This window comes from Vreelandella salicampi (assembly GCF_013415105.1).
GTDB classification, from domain to species: domain Bacteria; phylum Pseudomonadota; class Gammaproteobacteria; order Pseudomonadales; family Halomonadaceae; genus Vreelandella; species Vreelandella salicampi.
Window position 1 is genome coordinate 116,193 of sequence record NZ_JACCDF010000003.1, and the last position, 18,545, is coordinate 134,737.

General features: G+C 55.8%; 14 protein-coding genes and 1 tRNA gene. 9 read left to right on the top strand and 6 right to left on the bottom strand.

The window, feature by feature from the left end; genetic code table 11:
* Window positions 1-89: 89 nt before the first annotated feature.
* Window positions 90-1,817: a methyl-accepting chemotaxis protein gene (locus tag HZS81_RS05665; protein ID WP_179929590.1), complete on the bottom strand. Its 1,728-nt coding sequence runs from the start codon at window positions 1,815-1,817 to the stop codon at window positions 90-92.
* A gap of 95 nt (window positions 1,818-1,912) precedes the next feature.
* Entirely contained in the window at window positions 1,913-2,821 is a 909-nt protein-coding gene (locus HZS81_RS05670) for a LysR family transcriptional regulator (protein ID WP_179929591.1), read from the bottom strand.
* Window positions 2,822-2,959: 138 nt separating this feature from the next.
* Here HZS81_RS05670 and HZS81_RS05675 point away from each other — a divergent pair, with 138 nt between their 5' ends.
* The 8 genes from HZS81_RS05675 to HZS81_RS05710 all read left to right on the top strand — a co-directional run bounded on the left by HZS81_RS05675 (window position 2,960) and on the right by HZS81_RS05710 (window position 11,687).
* Window positions 2,960-4,483 carry a CoA-acylating methylmalonate-semialdehyde dehydrogenase gene (locus HZS81_RS05675; protein WP_179929592.1) on the top strand — a complete coding sequence of 508 codons (1,524 nt, stop codon included), beginning with the start codon at window positions 2,960-2,962 and terminating at the stop codon, window positions 4,481-4,483.
* 26 nt (window positions 4,484-4,509) lie between these two features.
* Window positions 4,510-6,156 (top strand): GMC family oxidoreductase N-terminal domain-containing protein, encoded by a 1,647-nt coding sequence (locus tag HZS81_RS05680; protein ID WP_179929593.1) that lies wholly within the window; start codon window positions 4,510-4,512, stop codon window positions 6,154-6,156.
* A 337-nt stretch (window positions 6,157-6,493) separates the two neighbouring features.
* Window positions 6,494-6,697, top strand: a complete 204-nt coding sequence (locus HZS81_RS05685; protein WP_009101184.1) for a cold-shock protein — start codon at window positions 6,494-6,496, stop codon at window positions 6,695-6,697.
* A 346-nt stretch (window positions 6,698-7,043) separates the two neighbouring features.
* Window positions 7,044-8,813 carry an SLC13 family permease gene (locus tag HZS81_RS05690; protein WP_179929594.1) on the top strand — a complete coding sequence of 590 codons (1,770 nt, stop codon included), beginning with the start codon at window positions 7,044-7,046 and terminating at the stop codon, window positions 8,811-8,813.
* A 69-nt stretch (window positions 8,814-8,882) separates the two neighbouring features.
* On the top strand, window positions 8,883-9,551 hold the full coding sequence (locus HZS81_RS05695; protein WP_179929595.1) for an alpha/beta hydrolase: 669 nt from the start codon (window positions 8,883-8,885) through the stop codon (window positions 9,549-9,551).
* A gap of 80 nt (window positions 9,552-9,631) precedes the next feature.
* Window positions 9,632-10,834 carry a tryptophan synthase subunit beta gene (trpB, locus tag HZS81_RS05700; protein ID WP_179929596.1) on the top strand — a complete coding sequence of 401 codons (1,203 nt, stop codon included), beginning with the start codon at window positions 9,632-9,634 and terminating at the stop codon, window positions 10,832-10,834.
* Window positions 10,835-10,909: 75 nt separating this feature from the next.
* Window positions 10,910-10,986: transfer RNA gene (locus tag HZS81_RS05705), tRNA-Ile, on the top strand.
* A 218-nt stretch (window positions 10,987-11,204) separates the two neighbouring features.
* The gene (locus HZS81_RS05710) at window positions 11,205-11,687 is read left to right on the top strand and encodes a nucleoside deaminase (RefSeq protein WP_179929597.1); all 483 of its coding nucleotides are present in this window, start codon (window positions 11,205-11,207) and stop codon (window positions 11,685-11,687) included.
* A gap of 5 nt (window positions 11,688-11,692) precedes the next feature.
* Here the strand turns inward: HZS81_RS05710 and HZS81_RS05715 are convergent, their stop codons facing one another.
* The gene (locus HZS81_RS05715; RefSeq protein ID WP_179929598.1) at window positions 11,693-12,067 is read right to left on the bottom strand and encodes a septal ring lytic transglycosylase RlpA family protein; all 375 of its coding nucleotides are present in this window, start codon (window positions 12,065-12,067) and stop codon (window positions 11,693-11,695) included.
* Window positions 12,068-12,248: 181 nt separating this feature from the next.
* On the opposite strand from HZS81_RS05715, the gene HZS81_RS05720 reads away from it, so the two are divergent.
* Window positions 12,249-12,806, top strand: a complete 558-nt coding sequence (locus tag HZS81_RS05720; protein ID WP_179929599.1) for a cytochrome b — start codon at window positions 12,249-12,251, stop codon at window positions 12,804-12,806.
* A gap of 414 nt (window positions 12,807-13,220) precedes the next feature.
* Here the strand turns inward: HZS81_RS05720 and HZS81_RS05725 are convergent, their stop codons facing one another.
* The 3 genes from HZS81_RS05725 to HZS81_RS05735 all read right to left on the bottom strand — a co-directional run bounded on the left by HZS81_RS05725 (window position 13,221) and on the right by HZS81_RS05735 (window position 18,305).
* Window positions 13,221-14,663 carry an NAD(P)(+) transhydrogenase (Re/Si-specific) subunit beta gene (locus HZS81_RS05725; protein ID WP_179929600.1) on the bottom strand — a complete coding sequence of 481 codons (1,443 nt, stop codon included), beginning with the start codon at window positions 14,661-14,663 and terminating at the stop codon, window positions 13,221-13,223.
* Between the two features lie 16 nt (window positions 14,664-14,679).
* On the bottom strand, window positions 14,680-16,251 hold the full coding sequence (locus tag HZS81_RS05730; protein ID WP_179929601.1) for a Re/Si-specific NAD(P)(+) transhydrogenase subunit alpha: 1,572 nt from the start codon (window positions 16,249-16,251) through the stop codon (window positions 14,680-14,682).
* Window positions 16,252-16,454: 203 nt separating this feature from the next.
* Complete coding sequence (locus tag HZS81_RS05735; RefSeq protein WP_179929602.1) at window positions 16,455-18,305, bottom strand: ABC transporter ATP-binding protein; 1,851 nt, start codon at window positions 18,303-18,305, stop codon at window positions 16,455-16,457.
* Window positions 18,306-18,545: the final 240 nt, after the last annotated feature.

An 18,545-nucleotide genomic window follows, 5' to 3' on the forward strand; every position in this document is an offset into this window, starting at 1 on the left:
CTCACCTGTAGAAGGTTTTATCGTTGACAGGTTCCCATTTTTTATTCTTCTTTTATATAGTGCTTAACTTTTGTAGAGGATATGTAGGGTTACGCTGGCATTAGCGTGCGGCGCTCAGACTCTTCGAGCACGAAAGTACCAATGAGGCTTTTAAGCTGCTCTGCTTGCTGGCGCATGTCGAACGCTGTTGTCGAAGAGCGCTCTACCATGCTGACGTTCTGCTGAGTCATGGCGTCCATGTCGCCGACCGCTTGGTTCACCTCATCGATGCCGCTACTTTGCTCCTGAGCGCCGGCGCTGATTTCGGCAATCACATCGGCTACCTGCATAACGCTAGTCACGATATGGCGCATGGTGTCGCCCGCCTCACTAACGATGGTTTTGCCGTGGCGCGAGCGCTCAACCGAGGTGTCAATCAGGGAGCGAATCTCTTTCGCTGCATCGCTTGAGCGGGATGCGAGTTGTCGGACTTCCTGCGCGACAACGGCAAACCCTCGCCCGTGCTCGCCCGCGCGAGCTGCTTCTACCGAGGCGTTGAGTGCCAGGATATTGGTTTGGAAGGCAATCGAATCGATCATGCTGATGATATCGCCGATCTGCGCGGAAGCGTCATCGATCTCTACCATCGTATGTTCCACTTGGCGCATAGTGTCATCGCCACGTCGCGCTACGTTAGCCGTCTCTGAGGCGAGCTGGTTGGCCTTCTGGGCATTATCGGCGCTATGGGAGACGGTGGAGGTGATCTCCTCCATGGCTGAGGAGGTCTGCTGCAAGTTGGCAGCAGACTGATCGGTGCGCGCGGCAAGTTCTTCACTGCTCTGGGCGATCTCGTTGGAGGCTTGGTAGACGCTTTCAGCGCTTTGCCGCACGGTGAGCAGTGTCTCGCGGATGCGCGTCATAAACGCATTGAACTGATCGGCAAGGTGGCCAATTTCATCGTCGCTGGTCACGCTTAGTTTACGGGTTAAATCGCCACGTCCGTCGGCCACTTCGGCAGCGATCTCCTCCATAGCTGAGGCAGTACGTTGAATTTGTCCGACGATGCGCCGGGTCACCCAGACGGTAATCGCGGCAATCACACAGAAAAGTAGCAGCGATGCGCCGATAATCTTGGTCAGCGTCTGGCGCAGATCGGCTGCGGCAGCGGCTTCAATGTGGGCCATTTCGGCGTTGATATCGGTCATATAAACCCCGGCGCCGATTACCCAATCCCATTCGGGTATCAGCATGGCGTAGGAGTACTTGGCTTCGGTGTCGCCGGTGGCGGGGTTAGGCCAGTGGTACTGATAAATGCCGCCACCGTCTTGTGCGGTTTCAATCAGGCGGCGAATAAAGGGCCGGCCTTCGGCATCTGTTGCGTTCATCATCGATTGCCCTTCCTGCTCGGGCACCGCCGATTGCACCAGCATGGTGCCATCGGTATCGAGGGTAAAAATGTAGTTGCCATTCTCAAAACGCAGTTCGCGCAAGCGCTCGCGGGCCTCAGTTTGGCGCGCACGTAGGCTGCCACTGCCTTCAACTAACGAGTCAATTGATGAGGCCGCCATCTCAACGATATTGGCTACGCTTTCGGTGCGCGACTCAATCAGCATTTCCTGTTGCTGGGCTAGCTGGGCGCGGTTATCTTTGGTGCGCTCAAACGCTTCCGCACCCACGAGCCCCACACAGGCGATTAATAGCGGGGTCAGTACCAGCAGCAAAATTTTGCTTTGCAGGCTGAGACGTTGCAAAAGTGTAAAACGGCGAGTTGGGGCGTTGTATTGAGCGGACGTGCGGTTTTGTGTGTCGCCTGGCGAAAGGGACAAAAGCTGCGACATAGTAAGTTTTCCTTAACGTTGTCGTTTTTGTTGGCATAAATTGACCCTTCATTTAAGCGTAAATTGCGTCGCAGTACGTTGATATAGATCAAGGTTCACGCCAGGCGCAAGGGCCATACTTCGTCTAAGGTGCCAAGTGCTGCGTGGAGCGCGGGTTCGTCTTCGCGCCCGCGCAGCCAGATAAAGCTGAGGGCGCAGGGAAGGTGTATATCGCGTGCGACGGCAAGGCCACTTTCCTGGCGTTCGGTCATAGCGAGGGCGTCTCGCGCTAAACTTAAGCCTACCCCTGCGCGCACTAAATCCAGCATGCAAGCTTCTTGATCGACCTGGGCGACGCGGTTTGGCGTGGCGCCGCTGTCACGTAGTGCCTTATTGAGTAGCCGGTGGTGAACGGAGTCTTGCGGGGTAACAATCCACGGCAGCGTGGCCAGTATTTCCCACCGGGTATCGTTCAAGCGTGATTCCCAGCCGGGTGGGGCCACGACGTGGTAGTGAAAATGGGTGAGTTCACGAAAGGCCAGCGCCTTGTGTTGTAGGCCTGGGCCTTCCCCGGGTGGGGCGAGATAAAAGCCAACATCGAGATCGCCGCGCTCAACGCACTCCAACACGCTGCCGCTCATGCCGTGGTGGAGCTCCGTTTCCAACTTAGGCGCGCCCTGCATTAAGCGGCGAAGAAAGTCCCCCAAACGAATAAATTCCGGATCAACGATAGTGCCGATTTTCAACTGCCCCCGCACCGTGGTGTGCAGCTGACGTGCGGTTTGCTCAAAAGCTTGAGCACTTGCCAAAGCGTTTTCAGCGGCTGGCAGGAGGGTGTGACCGTCAGGGGTTAATGCCAGCCCCTGTGGCCGACGGTGGAAGAGCGTTAGCCCTAAACGTTGCTGAAGTTGCTTTAACTTTAGGCTAACGGCCGGCTGAGTTAGGTGGAGCTGTGCTGCCGCCTGCGAGACACTGCCCGTTCGTGCGACGGCCACAAAAGCCCGCAACGTCGCATACTCTTGCAAAGGGAGCTCCTTTTGCCGTTGTGGTATTTGAAAATCTTATATCTTGGTTAAAAAAGACTCAATTGATCGGCGGATAAAGCGCGCTAAGCTAGCGTTAAGCGTTTATTGAGTTTTATTCTTTTTATAATAGGTATCCCCATGACCCGCACGGCAAATCCAAACGCAATTCCGCATTACATCAATGGCCAGACGGCGTCGGGTGAGTCCGGCTTGTCTCAGGCGGTGTTCAACCCGGCCACCGGGCAAGTGACTGGCAAGGTGTCTCTGGCGTCACTGCAGGACGTGAATACGGCCGTCAACGCCGCGCAAGCCGCGTTTTCCGCCTGGGCGGATACCCCTCCGATTCGCCGTGCACGGGTGATGTTTCGCTTTTTGGAGCTTTTAAATGCGCATAAGGACGACGTTGCCGAGGCGATCACCAAAGAGCACGGCAAGGTCTTTACCGATGCTCAGGGCGAGGTGGCGCGTGGCATCGATATCGTCGAGTTTGCCTGCGGTATTCCGCAGCTTCTAAAGGGCGACTATACCGAACAAGTGGGCACGGGCATTGATAACTGGACCATGCGTCAGCCGCTGGGCGTCGTAGCGGGTATTACGCCGTTTAATTTCCCGGCCATGGTGCCGATGTGGATGTTCCCGGTCGCCATTGCCACCGGCAATACCTTTATTCTCAAGCCAAGCCCATTGGACCCAAGTGCATCGCTTTTGATCGCCGACCTGCTCAAGAAAGCCGGGCTGCCGGATGGCGTGTTTAACGTGTTGCAGGGTGATAAAGAGAGCGTTGAAGCGCTGATTGACCACCCCGAGGTGAAGGCACTCTCCTTTGTCGGCTCCACGCCGATTGCCAACCTGATTTACGAGCGTGGCGCCAAGCACGGCAAGCGCGTGCAGGCACTGGGCGGGGCGAAAAACCACATGGTGGTGATGCCGGATGCCAACCAGGATAAAGCCGTCGATGCACTCATCGGCGCGGCCTATGGCTCTGCTGGTGAGCGCTGCATGGCCATCAGCGTGGCGGTGCTTGTCGGCGATGTGGCAGACAAAATTGTGCCGCGCCTGGCAGAGCGCGCTAAAGCGCTGAAAGTGAAAGATGGTATGCAGCTGGATGCGGAAATGGGGCCGATTGTGACTCGCCAAGCGCACGAGCGGATTACCGGCTATATCAACAAAGGTGAAGAAGAAGGCGCCGAGTTGGTAGTAGATGGCCGCACATTCGATGCCTCGCAAACCGGCGAAGGCTGCGGTGATGGCTTCTGGATGGGTGGTACGCTGTTTGACCATGTGACCTCGGAGATGACGATCTACAAAGAAGAGATCTTCGGCCCGGTCCTCGTCTGCGTGCGTGTGCCGGATGTCGCCACCGCCATTGGGTTAATCAACGACCATGAATTTGGCAATGGGGTGAGCTGCTTCACCGAAAGCGGCAACGTGGCCCGCGAGTTTGGCCGTCGCATCCAGGTGGGTATGGTGGGCATTAACGTCCCCATTCCGGTGCCGATGGCGTGGCACGGTTTCGGCGGTTGGAAGCGCTCGCTGTTTGGTGATATGCACGCTTACGGCGAAGAAGGTGTACGCTTTTACACCAAGCAAAAATCCATCATGCAGCGCTGGTCAGATACGATTGATGCCGGTGCTGAGTTTGCCATGCCGACGCATAAATAAAATAAGGCTGGCCGGGAGAGCATGCCGTGGCGGAACACACATTTGACTATATCGTCGTGGGAGCAGGCACCGCCGGGTGCCTGCTGGCCAATCGACTGAGTGCCGACCCGGCGAATCGGGTCTTGCTGATCGAAGCGGGTGGGCCGGATACCTATCACTGGATTCACATTCCGGTGGGGTATCTCTACTGCATCAACAACCCGCGTACCGATTGGCGCTTTCGCACCGAGCCGGACAAAGGCCTTAACGGCCGTTCGCTGATCTACCCACGTGGTAAGACATTGGGTGGCTGCTCAAGCATCAATGGCATGCTTTACCTGCGCGGCCAGGCGCGAGATTACGATCAATGGGCCGAGGCGACGGGCGACGACGCCTGGCGCTGGGAAAATTGCCTGCCCGATTTCATTAAGCACGAAGACCATTGCCGCTTGGACGCCGGCGGCGACGCTGACGATGAGCACCGTCACTACCACGGCCACGGCGGCGAGTGGCGCATCGAAAAGCAGCGCTTGAGCTGGCAGGTGCTGGACGACTTTGCGGAGGCGGCGGTGCAAGCGGGTATTCCGCGCACCAAGGACTTCAATCGTGGCGATAACGAAGGCGTCGATTACTTCGAGGTCAATCAGCGCGGCGGTTGGCGCTGGAGTACGTCCAAAGCGTTTTTAAGGCCCGCAAAAAAGCGTCCAAACCTCACTATTTGGCACTCAACCCACGTCAACCGGTTGTTGTTTGAGCGCGAGACCGGCTCGCCACGCTGTGTAGGGGCGGAGCTTACGCGAGGCGGCGAAACGCTGACGGTCACCGCGAATAAAGAGGTCGTGTTAAGCGCAGGAACCATTGGGTCACCGCAGATTTTGCAGCTCTCCGGCATTGGCCCAAAGGATTTGTTGGCCGAACACGATATTGACGTGGTAGCGGAGCTCCCTGGCGTGGGTGAAAACTTGCAGGATCATTTGCAAATCCGCTCGGTCTATAAAGTAAAGGGCGCTAAAACGCTCAATACGATGGCCAATTCGCTGATGGGCAAAGCCAAGATTGGACTGGAGTACGCCCTAAAGCGCACCGGCCCGATGAGCATGGCACCGTCGCAGCTGTGTATTTTTACCCGCAGCTCGGATGAATATGAGCACGCCAATATTGAATACCATGTTCAGCCGTTAAGTTTGGATGCGTTCGGCCAGCCGCTGCATGACTTCCCGGCAATTACCGCGAGTGTTTGTAACTTAAACCCCACAAGCCGCGGCACAGTGCGTATCAAAAGCCGCGACCCCAAAGCGGCGCCGGCGATTGTGCCCAACTACCTGAGCACGCCGGAGGATCGCAAGGTGGCGGCGGATTCACTGCGGGTGACGCGCAAGATTGCCGAGCAGGACGCCTTTGCTAGATATCAGCCGGAAGAGTTTAAGCCAGGGCTTGAGTACCAAACCGACGACGAGCTGGCCAAACTGGCCGGTGATATCGGCACGACGATCTTTCATCCGGTGGGGACGACAAAAATGGGGAACGACGATGATCCGATGGCAGTGGTAGACTCAAAGCTTAACGTGCGCGGTGTAAAAAGCTTGCGCGTGGTGGATGCTGGTATCATGCCGACGATCACCAGCGGTAATACGAATTCGCCGACGTTAATGATCGCTGAGAAGGCGGCAGGCTGGATGCTAGGCTTTGTCTGAAAAGTCGGCGAGCGAAGGCCAGACAAGGCAAAAATCGGCGAAAAGACGGAGTTTACGTAGTGTAAATGAGTACTTTGAGCCGATTTTTAACGCCGTATGGTCGAGCGCAGCCAGTTTTCAGACAGAGCCTAGCGGTGTCATCGCCCTGACATATTTTTAAAGGATAGTGTTGACGTGCGCAGCACTTAAGCGCATGATAAGCGCAGTAGGTTAGCAAGTCGAACGATGTCAGCAGTATCAAAACGCTTAGCGTTGAGTCTGGTGAAGGTTTCTTGTTCTACCCACTGCAACTCGGGTATTACCCGGCTCTAAATACGCTAAATCGAGGATTTCGATCATGGCAACTGGTACTGTAAAGTGGTTCAACGACACTAAAGGCTTCGGCTTCATTTCTCCTGACGACAATGGCGACGACCTGTTCGCACATTTCTCCGAGATTCAAGCTGACGGTTTTAAAACTCTGCAAGACGGCCAGAAGGTTTCCTTCGACGTCACCCAGGGTAAAAAAGGCCTTCAGGCTTCCAACATCAAAGTTCTATAATTAGAACCCATGATGTTTGCTGCTAGCCCCTAATGCTAGCATGCTAAAAAAACCCCGCTAAATGCGGGGTTTTTTGTTTTTGTATTTATCAATACACATGTCTCATGTTCTACACCTCACACCTCACACCTCACACCTCACACCTCACACCTCACACCTCACACCTCACACCTCACACCTCACACCTCACACCTCACACCTCACACCTCACACCTCACCAGATTTATATTATTTTGATCTTACTGTGTTTCTAAAAATAACTTTTTAGAATATCCGTAACGCGGCACAATAGCCCATGTTTTTCGTTACGTCTTTTTATTAAGCTTTCTACTAAGGACGCGGGGCTATGTCGCTGGATGCTTGGATTGCGGTTGGGGTAGTGCTCACTATCTTCCCGCTAATGACGCTGTCGCGTCTTGGCCCCGATATTATTCTGCTGGGTGCGGTAGTGGTGTTGATGACCCTGGGCGTTATCGATCCGCAGCAGGCGCTAGGCGGTTTTTCAAATAGCGGCCTGTTTACCGTCGCGTTTATGTACGTTTTAGTGGCCAGCATCCGTGAAACCGGCGGCATCGATCTGATCATTCGCTATGTCTTAGGCCGGCCTACCGGGGAGCGGGGCGCGCTTGTGCGCCTACTGTTGCCAGTCGCCTCGTTAAGCGGCTTTCTTAATAACACGCCGGTAGTAGCGACCTACATTCCAGCGGTGATGAGCTGGAGTCGTCGGCTACGGCTCTCTCCGCAGCGGCTTTTGATGCCGCTGAGCTTCGCGTCGATTCTCGGCGGGACGATTACCCTATTCGGTACCAGCACTAACTTGGTGGTGCATGGATTACTGGTCGAGCGCTACCCCGACCTTGCCATGGGGCTGTTTGATTTGGCCTGGGTGGGTGTTCCTGTCGCAGTCATTGGGCTTAGTTATTTGATCTTATTGGGGCCGCGCCTGTTGCCTTCCCGGGATGGCATGGCAAAAGCATTTGCCAACCCCCGCGAGTTCACCATTGAAATGGAAGTCGACCCTGCGGGGGTGCTGGTTGACCGCACGGTAGAAGAAGCGGGTCTGCGCCATTTACAGGAGCTATTTCTGGTCGAAATTGAGCGTGCCGGTAACGTGGTTAGCGTGGTGGGGCCAGGGGAGCGGCTAAAAGCAGGCGACCGGTTAGTGTTTGCGGGCACCTCAGATGCAGCCGTTGAGCTACAGCAGATACGCGGTTTGATTCCTTCCCATGATGGCGCTTCCAGTCTAGAAAAAGAGTTTAAGGAGCGCCGGCTGGTAGAGGCGGTGGTATCCAATCAGTGTCAATTTATCGGCCAGAGCATCCGCGATGGGCACTTTAGAACCCTGTATGGCGCCGCCGTGTTGGCTGTTTGCCGTGGCGGTGAGCGAGTGACAGGCAACCTGGGGCAGGTGCGTTTACAGCCTGCCGATGTGCTGTTGTTGGAAGCGCGCCCGCCGTTTATCGAACGTCACCGCCAATCGAAAGACTTTCTGCTGATCAGCGAGCTTAACGGCGCAGCGCGCCCGGTACACGAGAAAGCGCCGCTGGCCTGGGCGATTCTGTTGGGCGCCGTATTGCTGGCTGCAGTCGGCGTATTGAGTATGCTAAACGCTGCCATGCTGGGAGCGTCGCTTTCGTTGTTAGCCGGCTGCTGCAGCGTGGGGGCTGCCAAGCGCGGGCTAGATACCCAGGTGCTACTGACCATTGCCGCTTCGTTTGGCGTAGGCGCGGCGCTGCAAAGTTCTGGAGCTGCCGATGAAATCGCTGGGGAAATCCTTTCTCTGGTGGCTGGCAGCCCGCTGCTACTGCTAATTGGCACTTACTGCGTCGTGGCAGTGCTTACAGAGCTAGTCACTAATAATGCCGCCGCGGTGATCATCTTTCCGGTGGTCATGGCGGCAGCGGAAAGCCTGGGCGTTAATCCGATGCCCTATGTGGTGACGGTGATGTTTGCGGCCTCGGCAAGCTTTCTCACCCCGATTGGTTATCAAACCAACTTAATGGTGCACGGCCCTGGTGGCTACGGCATCGGCGACTTTTTGCGCGTTGGCGCTGGTTTGAACCTACTGACCGGCGCGATTGCCTTGACGCTTATTCCGTTGATTTGGCCGTTTTAAGCTGGCAATGTCTCGCCGTCAACGTTGCTTTGCGCTAGGGTGTCGCTTTTATGTGTAAGGAAGATGCTGATGAGTGAATCAGGCGAACTGATAATTGAACCGAAGAGTGGCCAACCAGCCGATGCCTGCGTTTTTATTCTTCATGGTTTAGGGGCTGATGGCCACGACTTTGAACCGCTAGTGCCGGCGCTCGCACTGCCGGAAAACGCTAACGTGCGTTTCATTATGCCTCATGCCCCGCGCTTACCCGTCACCGTCAACGGCGGGATGATCATTCCCGCTTGGTACGATATTTTAGCCATGGACTTAGGGCGCCGGGTGGATGAAGTGCAGCTGAAAAAGTCGGCCGAGCGTATTCAGGCGCTGATGGAAGAGCAGATCGATCAAGGCATCGATAGCCGTCGGATTATCATGGCAGGCTTCTCTCAGGGCGGCGCTGTCGCCTATCACGCGGCGCTCTCTTTTTCGCAGCCGTTGGGCGGGCTTTTGGCGATGTCGACTTACTTTGCCACCGCTGACAGCATCGAGCTCGCCGAGGTGAATCGCTCCATTCCCATTGAGGTGCATCACGGCAACTTTGACCCCGTCGTGCCAGAAACACTCGGGCGTGCGGGGTTTGATAAGGTCAAAGCGCTTGGCTATCCGGCCGATTATCGCCAGTATTCCATGGCGCATGCGCTTTGCCCTCAGCAAGTGCAAGACATCGGTAAATGGTTAAGCGAACGCTTGGCACCGTAGGCCTCGCCCAAGGTCGTCTCGACAGCGCTGAGACGGCCGGGCAAACTGCTTTAAGATTTTGTTTGCCTTAAGGAAATGCGATGAGTCACTCCCCCTTTGTTAATCTTCCTGACGCGCAGGGCTACTTTGGCCGCTTTGGCGGACAGCACATCCCGCCTGAACTTAAGGCGGTAATGGATGATATCGATGCTGCCTACGAGGAGATTCGCCATCGCGAGGACTTTCAGCAGGAGCTGGCTGAGCTTTTGGCCGACTACGTCGGTCGGCCCAGTCCGATTTTTCATGCTCGGCGACTTTCCACGAAGCTTGGCGGCGCGCAGATTCACCTTAAGCGCGAAGACTTAAACCACACCGGTGCCCATAAGATCAATCACTGCCTGGGCGAGGCGCTACTGGCCAAGTTCATGGGTAAGACCAAGGTGATTGCCGAGACCGGTGCTGGCCAGCACGGCGTGGCCCTGGCGACCGCCTGTGCGCTGGTAGGCATTCCCTGCGAGATCCACATGGGCCAGGTGGACATCGAGAAAGAGCACCCTAATGTGACCAAGATGAAGATTCTTGGTTGCAAGCTGGTGCCCGTGACGCGGGGTATAGCAACGCTCAAGGATGCAGTAGACAGTGCTTTTGAGGAGTATCTTAAGGATCCGCAGCAGTTCATCTATGCCATTGGCTCGGTGGTAGGGCCGCATCCTTTCCCCAAGATGGTACGCGATTTCCAGTCGGTCATCGGCCGCGAGGCACGCCATCAGTTCCTTGAACGTCATGGCTGTCTTCCTGACCATGTCACTGCTTGTGTAGGCGGTGGCTCCAACGCTATTGGGATGTTCACCGCCTTTCTTGATGACGCAAGCGTTCATCTGGTGGGTGTGGAGCCGGCGGGCGAAGGGCTCGACACAAAACGTCACTCCGCCACGCTGACGCTGGGTAAGCCTGGTGAGATTCACGGCATGGCTTGCTACGTGCTGGAAGACGATGCTGGTAACGTCATGCCGGTACATTCGATTGCATCGGGCCTTGATTACCCCGGTGTAGGGCCGCAGCACAGCTACCTCAAGGAGGTCGGTCGAGTCGACTACCAAAGTGCGACCGACGCAGAGTGCTTGGACGCCTTTCTCATGCTTTCGCGGGTCGAAGGCATCATTCCCGCGCTGGAAAGCGCACATGCCGTTGCTTGGGCTCTGCGCGAGGCACCGAAGCTACCAGCAGACCAGCATATTCTGGTGAATCTCTCTGGCCGAGGTGATAAAGACGCCGACTACGTTGCCCATCATCTCGGGCTATAACGAAATCTACCAAGGCGGATAGTGAATAGGGGCTAGCCTCGCTATCCGTCTTTCGCTATCATACTCGCGCTTTACGGGCCCATAGCTCAGTTGGTTAGAGCAGAGAACTCATAATTCTTTGGTCGCTGGTTCGAGTCCAGCTGGGCCCACCATCTTTCCCTCGGAATATCCCTTCTTCCCCAATCCCACTGGTTTTTTCGCCTTTTCTGCTTCATTTTGTGTGGCAACGTTGCCTTTTGCTTTTATTATCACTTGCCTTAACAAGTACGTCCTTTACAGGCGTGGTAGGCATCTTTGCGTCAATTTCAGGGGCTCGTATCACGGGCCGATTCGCACTAAAGTAAAGCGGTATCTTACTAAGGGGCGGGCGATGATTGCTGAACATGAAATGCCGTATCTGAAGCGCTGTGTGGTGTTGGCAGAGGAGGCGCTGAATGCGGGGGACGAGCCGTTTGGTAGCGTGCTGGTGAGCCGCGATGGCGAGGTGTTAGCGGAAGATCGAAACCGTATCGCGGGTGGAGATGCGACCCGGCACCCTGAGTTTGCACTGGCGCGTTGGGCGGCGGCAAACATGACACCAAGAGCGCGCGCTGAGGCGACGGTTTACACTTCAGGTGAGCACTGCCCAATGTGTGCGGCGGCGCATGGCTGGGTCGGGCTTGGACGGATTGTTTATGTCAGCTCATCCGCGCAGCTAAGCGAATGGTTGCAGGAGTTCGGCGTAGGGCCACCTCCGGTGGCAACGCTTCCCATTGAACAAGTCGTGCCGGGACTTGCGGTGGAAGGGCCCGTATTAGCGCTGGCGGAGACGATGAAAGCGCTTCATAAGCGCTGCCATCAGAGGGCGGTATAAACCGCTTAATTCAACTGAGTCACTAGAACCGGCGCGACGCCGCGTTTCAGCATGTCCAATTGGCGCGCTGCGCGTTTGGAAAGGTCAATAATCCGGCCTTGCACGTAAGGGCCGCGGTCGTTGATGATCACTTCCACTGCTTGTCCGGTATCTGGCCGTGTGACGAGTACTTTGGTGCCGAAAGGCAAACTCGGGTGAGCCGCTGTTAAGGCTTGCTGGTTGAAAGTTTCGCCGCTGGCGGTAGTGGCGCCTTGGAAGCGGTCGCTGTAATAGGAGGCTTTGCCTTTCTGGGTGACATCATCCGCATAAGCGGTATTGAGACCGCCAAGTAGCAGAACGATAAAACACAGCAATGGGGTGAAGCGTTTGAAATCTACCATGGAGATTCCTCATGGTGTTTCTTGCGTTGAGCACAGGCATCAATTAGATGCCATGCAGGGTGATAGATGATAACGGCTGGGAAAATGCTGGGCAAGAAATATCAAGATCGGCGATTTTAGCAGCAGAATTGCCTAAACTAAGTTTTCATCAATTGACGAGGCGAGTGCCAAGGAGTCTTTCATGCATGAATTGGACCATTATATTTATCCGCATCGAGTGCTGCATTGGCTAGTAGCTTTGGGCGTTTTATTCTCACTGGCAAGCGGGCTTACGCTGGGCTTTCTGGGATTTGAGCGGGCGGTTGCGCTAATCGGTGAAACGTTGACGAATGCGCTTTATACGGCGCATAAAACGCTGGGTATCACGTTACTGTTATTGATGACTCTGCGCATTATTACCCGGCTGGCATTTGTCGTGCCGGATCACGATCCGCCGTTAAACACCTTTGAGCGCCTCGTCAGCACGAGCGTTCATCACCTGCTTTATTTGGCACTAGTGGTGATGCCCATGCTCGGTGCGTTGGCCACGGCAACGGGCGGCTTTCCCGTACAGTTTTTCTATTGGACGCTGCCAAGCGTGGTCGGCGAAAACAAAGCGCTCTCAGAAACGTTGTTTCTTTGGCATGAGCGCGTTGGCTGGTTGCTTATCGTGCTGATTACCCTTCATGTTATCGGCGCGTTATATCACTGGTGGATCAAGCGCGATAACGTGATGAAGCGAATGAGCTTGTTTGATTGAACGACTAGCTTACTGACGAAAAACGTAAGCATTAGATAACGCTTACTTGACTGAATGGAAAGGGTTTTCACATAAATAAAAAGCCGGGCGTTTGCCCGGCTTGGTTACTTTTTTACATCTAATGCCGTAGGTTATTTATCGCAGTAAACGCTAAAAGCCTCGACAAAATCGCGTTGCCACTGTGCTTGATGTAGCCAAGCACGCAGCACTTCGCAATCATACAGGGGGTAGTGTGTCATGGTTGGCATTCCTCCTTTGGGACTGCCCTACCAGTGTAGCTGAGTTTTGTTGCAGTGCAGCATGGTATTATTTCATTCCCGCGCTTTTTGTCATGCAAACGCGTCGTGAGGAACTAAAACGCCCCCAATGTTGGGGGCGTTATGACGTGCCGTTGGGTTCGTTGGTCCCGTTGGTTTAGTCGATTTGCGGTAGTAGTGACTCGATGCTGCCTTTAGCATCGCCGTAGAACATCCGGGTGTTCTCCTTGAAGAACAGCGGGTTCTCGATGCCCGAGTAGCCGGTACCTTGGCCGCGTTTACACACGAATACCTGCTTGGCTTCCCACACTTTCAATACCGGCATGCCGGCGATGGGGCTATTGGGATCGTCTTCTGCAGCCGGGTTGACGATATCGTTGGAACCGATAACGATCACCACATCGGTAGAAGCGAGATCGTCGTTGATTTCGTCCATTTCCAGCACGATATCGTAGGGCACTTTGGCTTCGGCCAGCAGCACGTTCATGTGCCCAGGGAGACGACCTGCCACCGGGTGAATACCAAAACGCACGTTCTTGCCCGATGCACGTAGCTTGCGGGTTAGCTCGCTGACGGCGTTCTGCGCCTGAGCGACCGCCATGCCGTAGCCCGGTACGATCACCACGCTGTCAGCATCGTTAAGCGCACTGGCTACGCCACCGGCGTCGATGGCAATCTGCTCGCCCTCAATCTCCGCCGCCGGGCCTTGGCTGCCACCGAAACCGCCGAGGATGACGCTGACGAAGTTGCGGTTCATCGCTTTACACATGATGTAAGAGAGAATCGCACCCGAGGAGCCGACCAGCGCACCGGTCACGATCAAGAGATCGTTGGAGAGCGTGAAACCGATGGCTGCCGCCGCCCAGCCTGAGTAGCTGTTGAGCATCGATACCACCACCGGCATATCGGCGCCGCCAATGCCCATGATCAGGTGATAGCCGATGAAGAACGCCAGCAGCGCGATCAGCAAGAGCGTCCAGAAACCGGCGCCGCTAATGTAAAGAATCGCCAGCAGTAGCGAAAGCGCTGCGGCGCCCGCGTTGAGCGCATGGCCGCCGGGTAGCTGCTTAGCCTTGCCGTCTACCTTGCCCGCTAGCTTGCCGAAGGCTACGACCGAGCCGGTGAAGGTCACCGCGCCGATGAACACACCCAGCACTACCTCGATCTGCAAAAACATCAGCTCGTCTGGCGCTTTGGTGGCTACCAGGGCCGCAAAGGCAGAGAACTGCTCGGTACCGGCTTCAACCGCGCGAGCCGCCATAACGCGGCGACGCTCCAAGTCGGCGCTCCAGCCGACGAACACGGCGGCTAGGCCGACAAAGCTGTGCAGTGCGGCAACGAGTTGCGGCATTTCGGTCATATCGACCTTTTTCGCCACATAAACACCAATACCTGCACCGATGACCATCATCGGGATCATCCAGCCATAAGCGCCAATACCAGGGCCGAAGGCAGTGAAAAAGACCCCGACGGCCATACCGACGATGCCGTACCACACCGCCCGTTTGGCTTTTTCTTGATTGCTCAACCCCCCTAGGGAGAGGATGAACAGAACACTTGCCGCGATTGCCGCGGCAGACACGAATCCTTGACTTAGCATGGGTTGCCTCCGCGGTTTAAGATTTTTGGAACATGGCCAGCATACGGCGAGTGACCAAAAAGCCACCGACAATATTGATCGTCGCGATCAGCACTGAAATGGACGCCATCAGCGTCACAACCCCGCTACCGGAGCCGATCTGCAGTACCGCGCCTAGGATGATGATCCCAGAAATGGCGTTAGTCACCGCCATCAGTGGTGTATGCAACGAGTGGCTGACGTTCCAGATCACCTGGAAGCCGACGAAGCAGGCGAGCGCAAAAACGATAAAGTGCTGCATGAAAGACGCTGGAGCGACTTGACCGAGTAGCAGCATGATTGCGCCGCCGACACCGAGAAGCGTGGCCTGGCGCTTGGTTTGCGCTTTGAACGTCGCAAGCTCGGCGGCTTTTTTCTCCTCCGGCGTTGGCTCTTTTTCCTTGGGTTTGGGCTTCGCTGCCGCGATGGCCTTCACCTTGGGCGGCGGCGGTGGGAAGGTGATTTCACCTTGGTGGGTCACCGTGGCGCCACGAATGACATCGTCTTCCATGTCATGCACGATCTGGCCGTCTTTTTCCGGCGTAAGATCCGTAAGCATGTGGCGGACGTTAGTGGCGTAAAGTAGCGAAGCTTGCGTTGCCATGCGCGAGGGGAAGTCGGTGTAGCCAACCACCACGACGCCATTGTCGCTCACCACCCGCTCATCGGGCTTGGTTAAATCGCAGTTGCCGCCTTTTTCAGCGGCCAAATCGATAATCACCGAGCCCGGCTTCATGGCCTTGACCATATCCTCGAGCCACAGTTTGGGCGCGGGCTTGCCGGGAATCAGCGCGGTGGTGATAACGATATCGATATCGGGGGCTTGCTCGCGGAAGCACTCAAGCTGCTTTTCGCGAAATTCTGGGCTAGAGGGCGAGGCGTAACCACCGGTTTCGGCACCGTCCTGGCTGTCCTCAAAGTCGAGAAACAAGAACTCAGCGCCCATGGATTCGATCTGCTCGGCGACTTCCGGGCGCACGTCAAAGGCGCGTACCACCGCACCGAGACTGGTGGCGGTGCCAATGGCGGAAAGCCCGGCAACACCTGCGCCAATCACCAGCACTTTAGCCGGTGGCACTTTACCGGCGGCCGTGACCTGGCCGGTAAAAAAGCGCCCAAAGTTGTTACCGGCTTCTATCACCGAGCGGTAACCGGCGATGTTGGCCATGGAGGAAAGCGCGTCCATCTTCTGAGCGCGGGAAATACGCGGCACCATGTCCATCGCCATCACGGTGGCGCCTTGGGCTTTGCACTTTTCTAGCAGCGCCTCGTTCTGCCCTGGCCAGAAAAAACTGATCAGCGTTTGCCCTTCGCGCAGATGCTGGGTTTCGGCATCGCTGGGTTCGCGGACTTTGATCACGGTATCGACCGTTTGCCAAAGTGACTCGGCGCCTTCCACGACGCTTACACCGGCATCGCGATACGCCTGATCATCAAAGCCAGCAAGCGTCCCGGCACCGGCTTCGATAAAGCAGTCGTGCCCTAGCTTTTGCAGTTGCAGCGCGCTTTCTGGGGTTAGCGCGACACGCGCTTCACCCTTGGCGAGCTCTTTAGGTGCACCAATTTTCACGTTGGATCTCCCTTAGTTGCGGTTATTGGTGTTCTGCTAACGAATATCCGATCAGCTATACCTGACTCTACCACTGTGCACAACTGTCAACATCTATGCACCATTGCCAAGCATTAATGGTAAAGCTTTTTTTACTGATCGTTTTGTAGATAGTTTTTGAGATAGTTTTTGAGATGGTTTTTTAGATAGTTTTGTAGATAGTTTTACTGATAGCCTTTGGCTTGCAAACGAAAGAGCGTGGCGTAGCGGCCGTTTTGCGCTAACAATGCGTCGTGCGTGCCGTGCTCGATGATCCGCCCTTGACCAATCACCACAATATGCTCGGCGCTTCTGACCGTTGAGAAACGGTGAGAGATCAATATGGTCATTTTGTTGCGGCTATGTTCGCGAAAGCGGGCAAAGACTTCTGCTTCGGCGGCGGCGTCCATGGCGGCAGTGGGCTCATCCAGCACCAGGATATCGGCGTTTTCGCGCATGTAGGCACGAGAGAGGGCGATTTTCTGCCACTGGCCACCGGAAAGCTCCTGCCCGTTTTTGAACCAGCGTCCCAGCTGGGTGCGATAACCACTTGTCATGTGGTCGATAAAGCCATCGGCCATGCCGTGGTGGGCGGCGCGCTGCCAGCGTTGTTCATCGTTAAAGGCGTGCGTATCGCCCACCCCAAGGTTTTCTCCTACTTGCAGCTGGTAGCGTACAAAGTCTTGAAAAATCACCCCGGTTCGCTCGCGTAGCGCCGTCGCATCCCAGTCGCGGAGGTCACTGCCGTCCAGCAAAATACGCCCTTGCGTTGGGTGGTAAAGACGGGTCAAAAGTTTGATCAGTGTGGTTTTGCCCGAGCCGTTTTCCCCCACCAGGGCGAGGCTTTGCCCTGGTTTGAGATGCAAGGAAATATCGTGCAAAACCGCTTGACCGCCGGGGTAGGCGAAACTCACGCTTTCAAAGCGTAGACCGTCGCCGGGCACTTCGCCTTGGGTTAACGCGCCGTGTTCTACGTCGGTGGGCTGTTCAAGGTATTCGTATAAATTGGAGAGATAAAGATTATCTTCGTACATGCCGCTGATGGCGGTAAGGCTTGCCGAAAGCGCGGCTTGCCCTTGCTTGAACACCATCAAATACATGGTCATCTGCCCCAGCGTTAGCGCCCCGGTGATGGTTTCCACCACTACCCAACCGTAGGCGCCGTAGAAGGTCAGCGTGCCGAGCAGACCTAGGACAAACCCCCAGCTTTCACGGCGTAGGGTCAGACGCCGTTCCTCGCTAAAAAGGCGCGTGAAAATGTCCCGGTAACGCTGTAAAAAGAGTGGCTCCAAACCGAATAGCTTGACCTCTTTGATGCTGTCTTCGCGGGCGAGCACGGTTTCCAGGTACATTTGCATGCGCGTTTGCGGCGAGCGCCAACGAAATAACCGAAACGCATCGCCGGAAAACTTAGCCTCGGAGATAAATACGGGCAGCGCGCCCGCGATAAGAATCAACAGCGCCCAGGGCGAAAACTGCACCAAGAGTACGCCAAAGCTTGCCAGCGAAATGGCGTTTTGCAGCAGGCTAAAGGTTTTATTCACCAGCCCCAGCGGGCGTGTGGAAGCTTCCCGGCGTGCGCGGGTGAGCTTGTCGTATAGCTCGGAATCCTCAAACTGGCCAAGCGAGAGCGTGCCGGCTTTTTCCAGAATCATCACGTTGACTTTCTGCCCCAGCAACGCACGCAGCAGCGACTGCTGCGCCGAGAGGCCGCGCTGGGCCAGCGCAATCAGTGCGATGATGCCGCCCTCCAGCGCGACCCAGCCGAGCACCGGCGTAATCGTTAGCCATAGATCGGGTTCGTCCGCGGCCTGGTAGGTCTCCATAGCGCTGACCACGCCGTCGACGATCAACTGGCCGACCCAAGTCGCCACGGCGGGGAGTACGCCTGCCACCAAGGTACACAGTGCTAGGCCCAGCATCATCGCGGGAGACGTTTGCCACACGAGTGAAAGCGCGCGGCGGCTATAGCGAAATACGCCGAAAAAACCGCTTAGCGGGTTGGACGGCGGTGGATAAGGAGCGGCACGAGACATAAAAGAGGGAAGAGCCTAAAGGAAGTCGAGAAAGAAAGCGCTATGATGCGCGAGTTGGGTGCTAACTGCCAGGCCCACACCGGTGGGGGGGCAAGGCCGCTTTCAAGCGGGCACTTTTTAATAGAACATGTTTTACCCGAAAGAGGTCTTCATGCAGCACGGGGATAACACGGCGAACGCAAACACTTCGGTTGATAGCGAGAATTCGGTTGATAGAGAGAGTTTAGTGGAGAGTGAGAA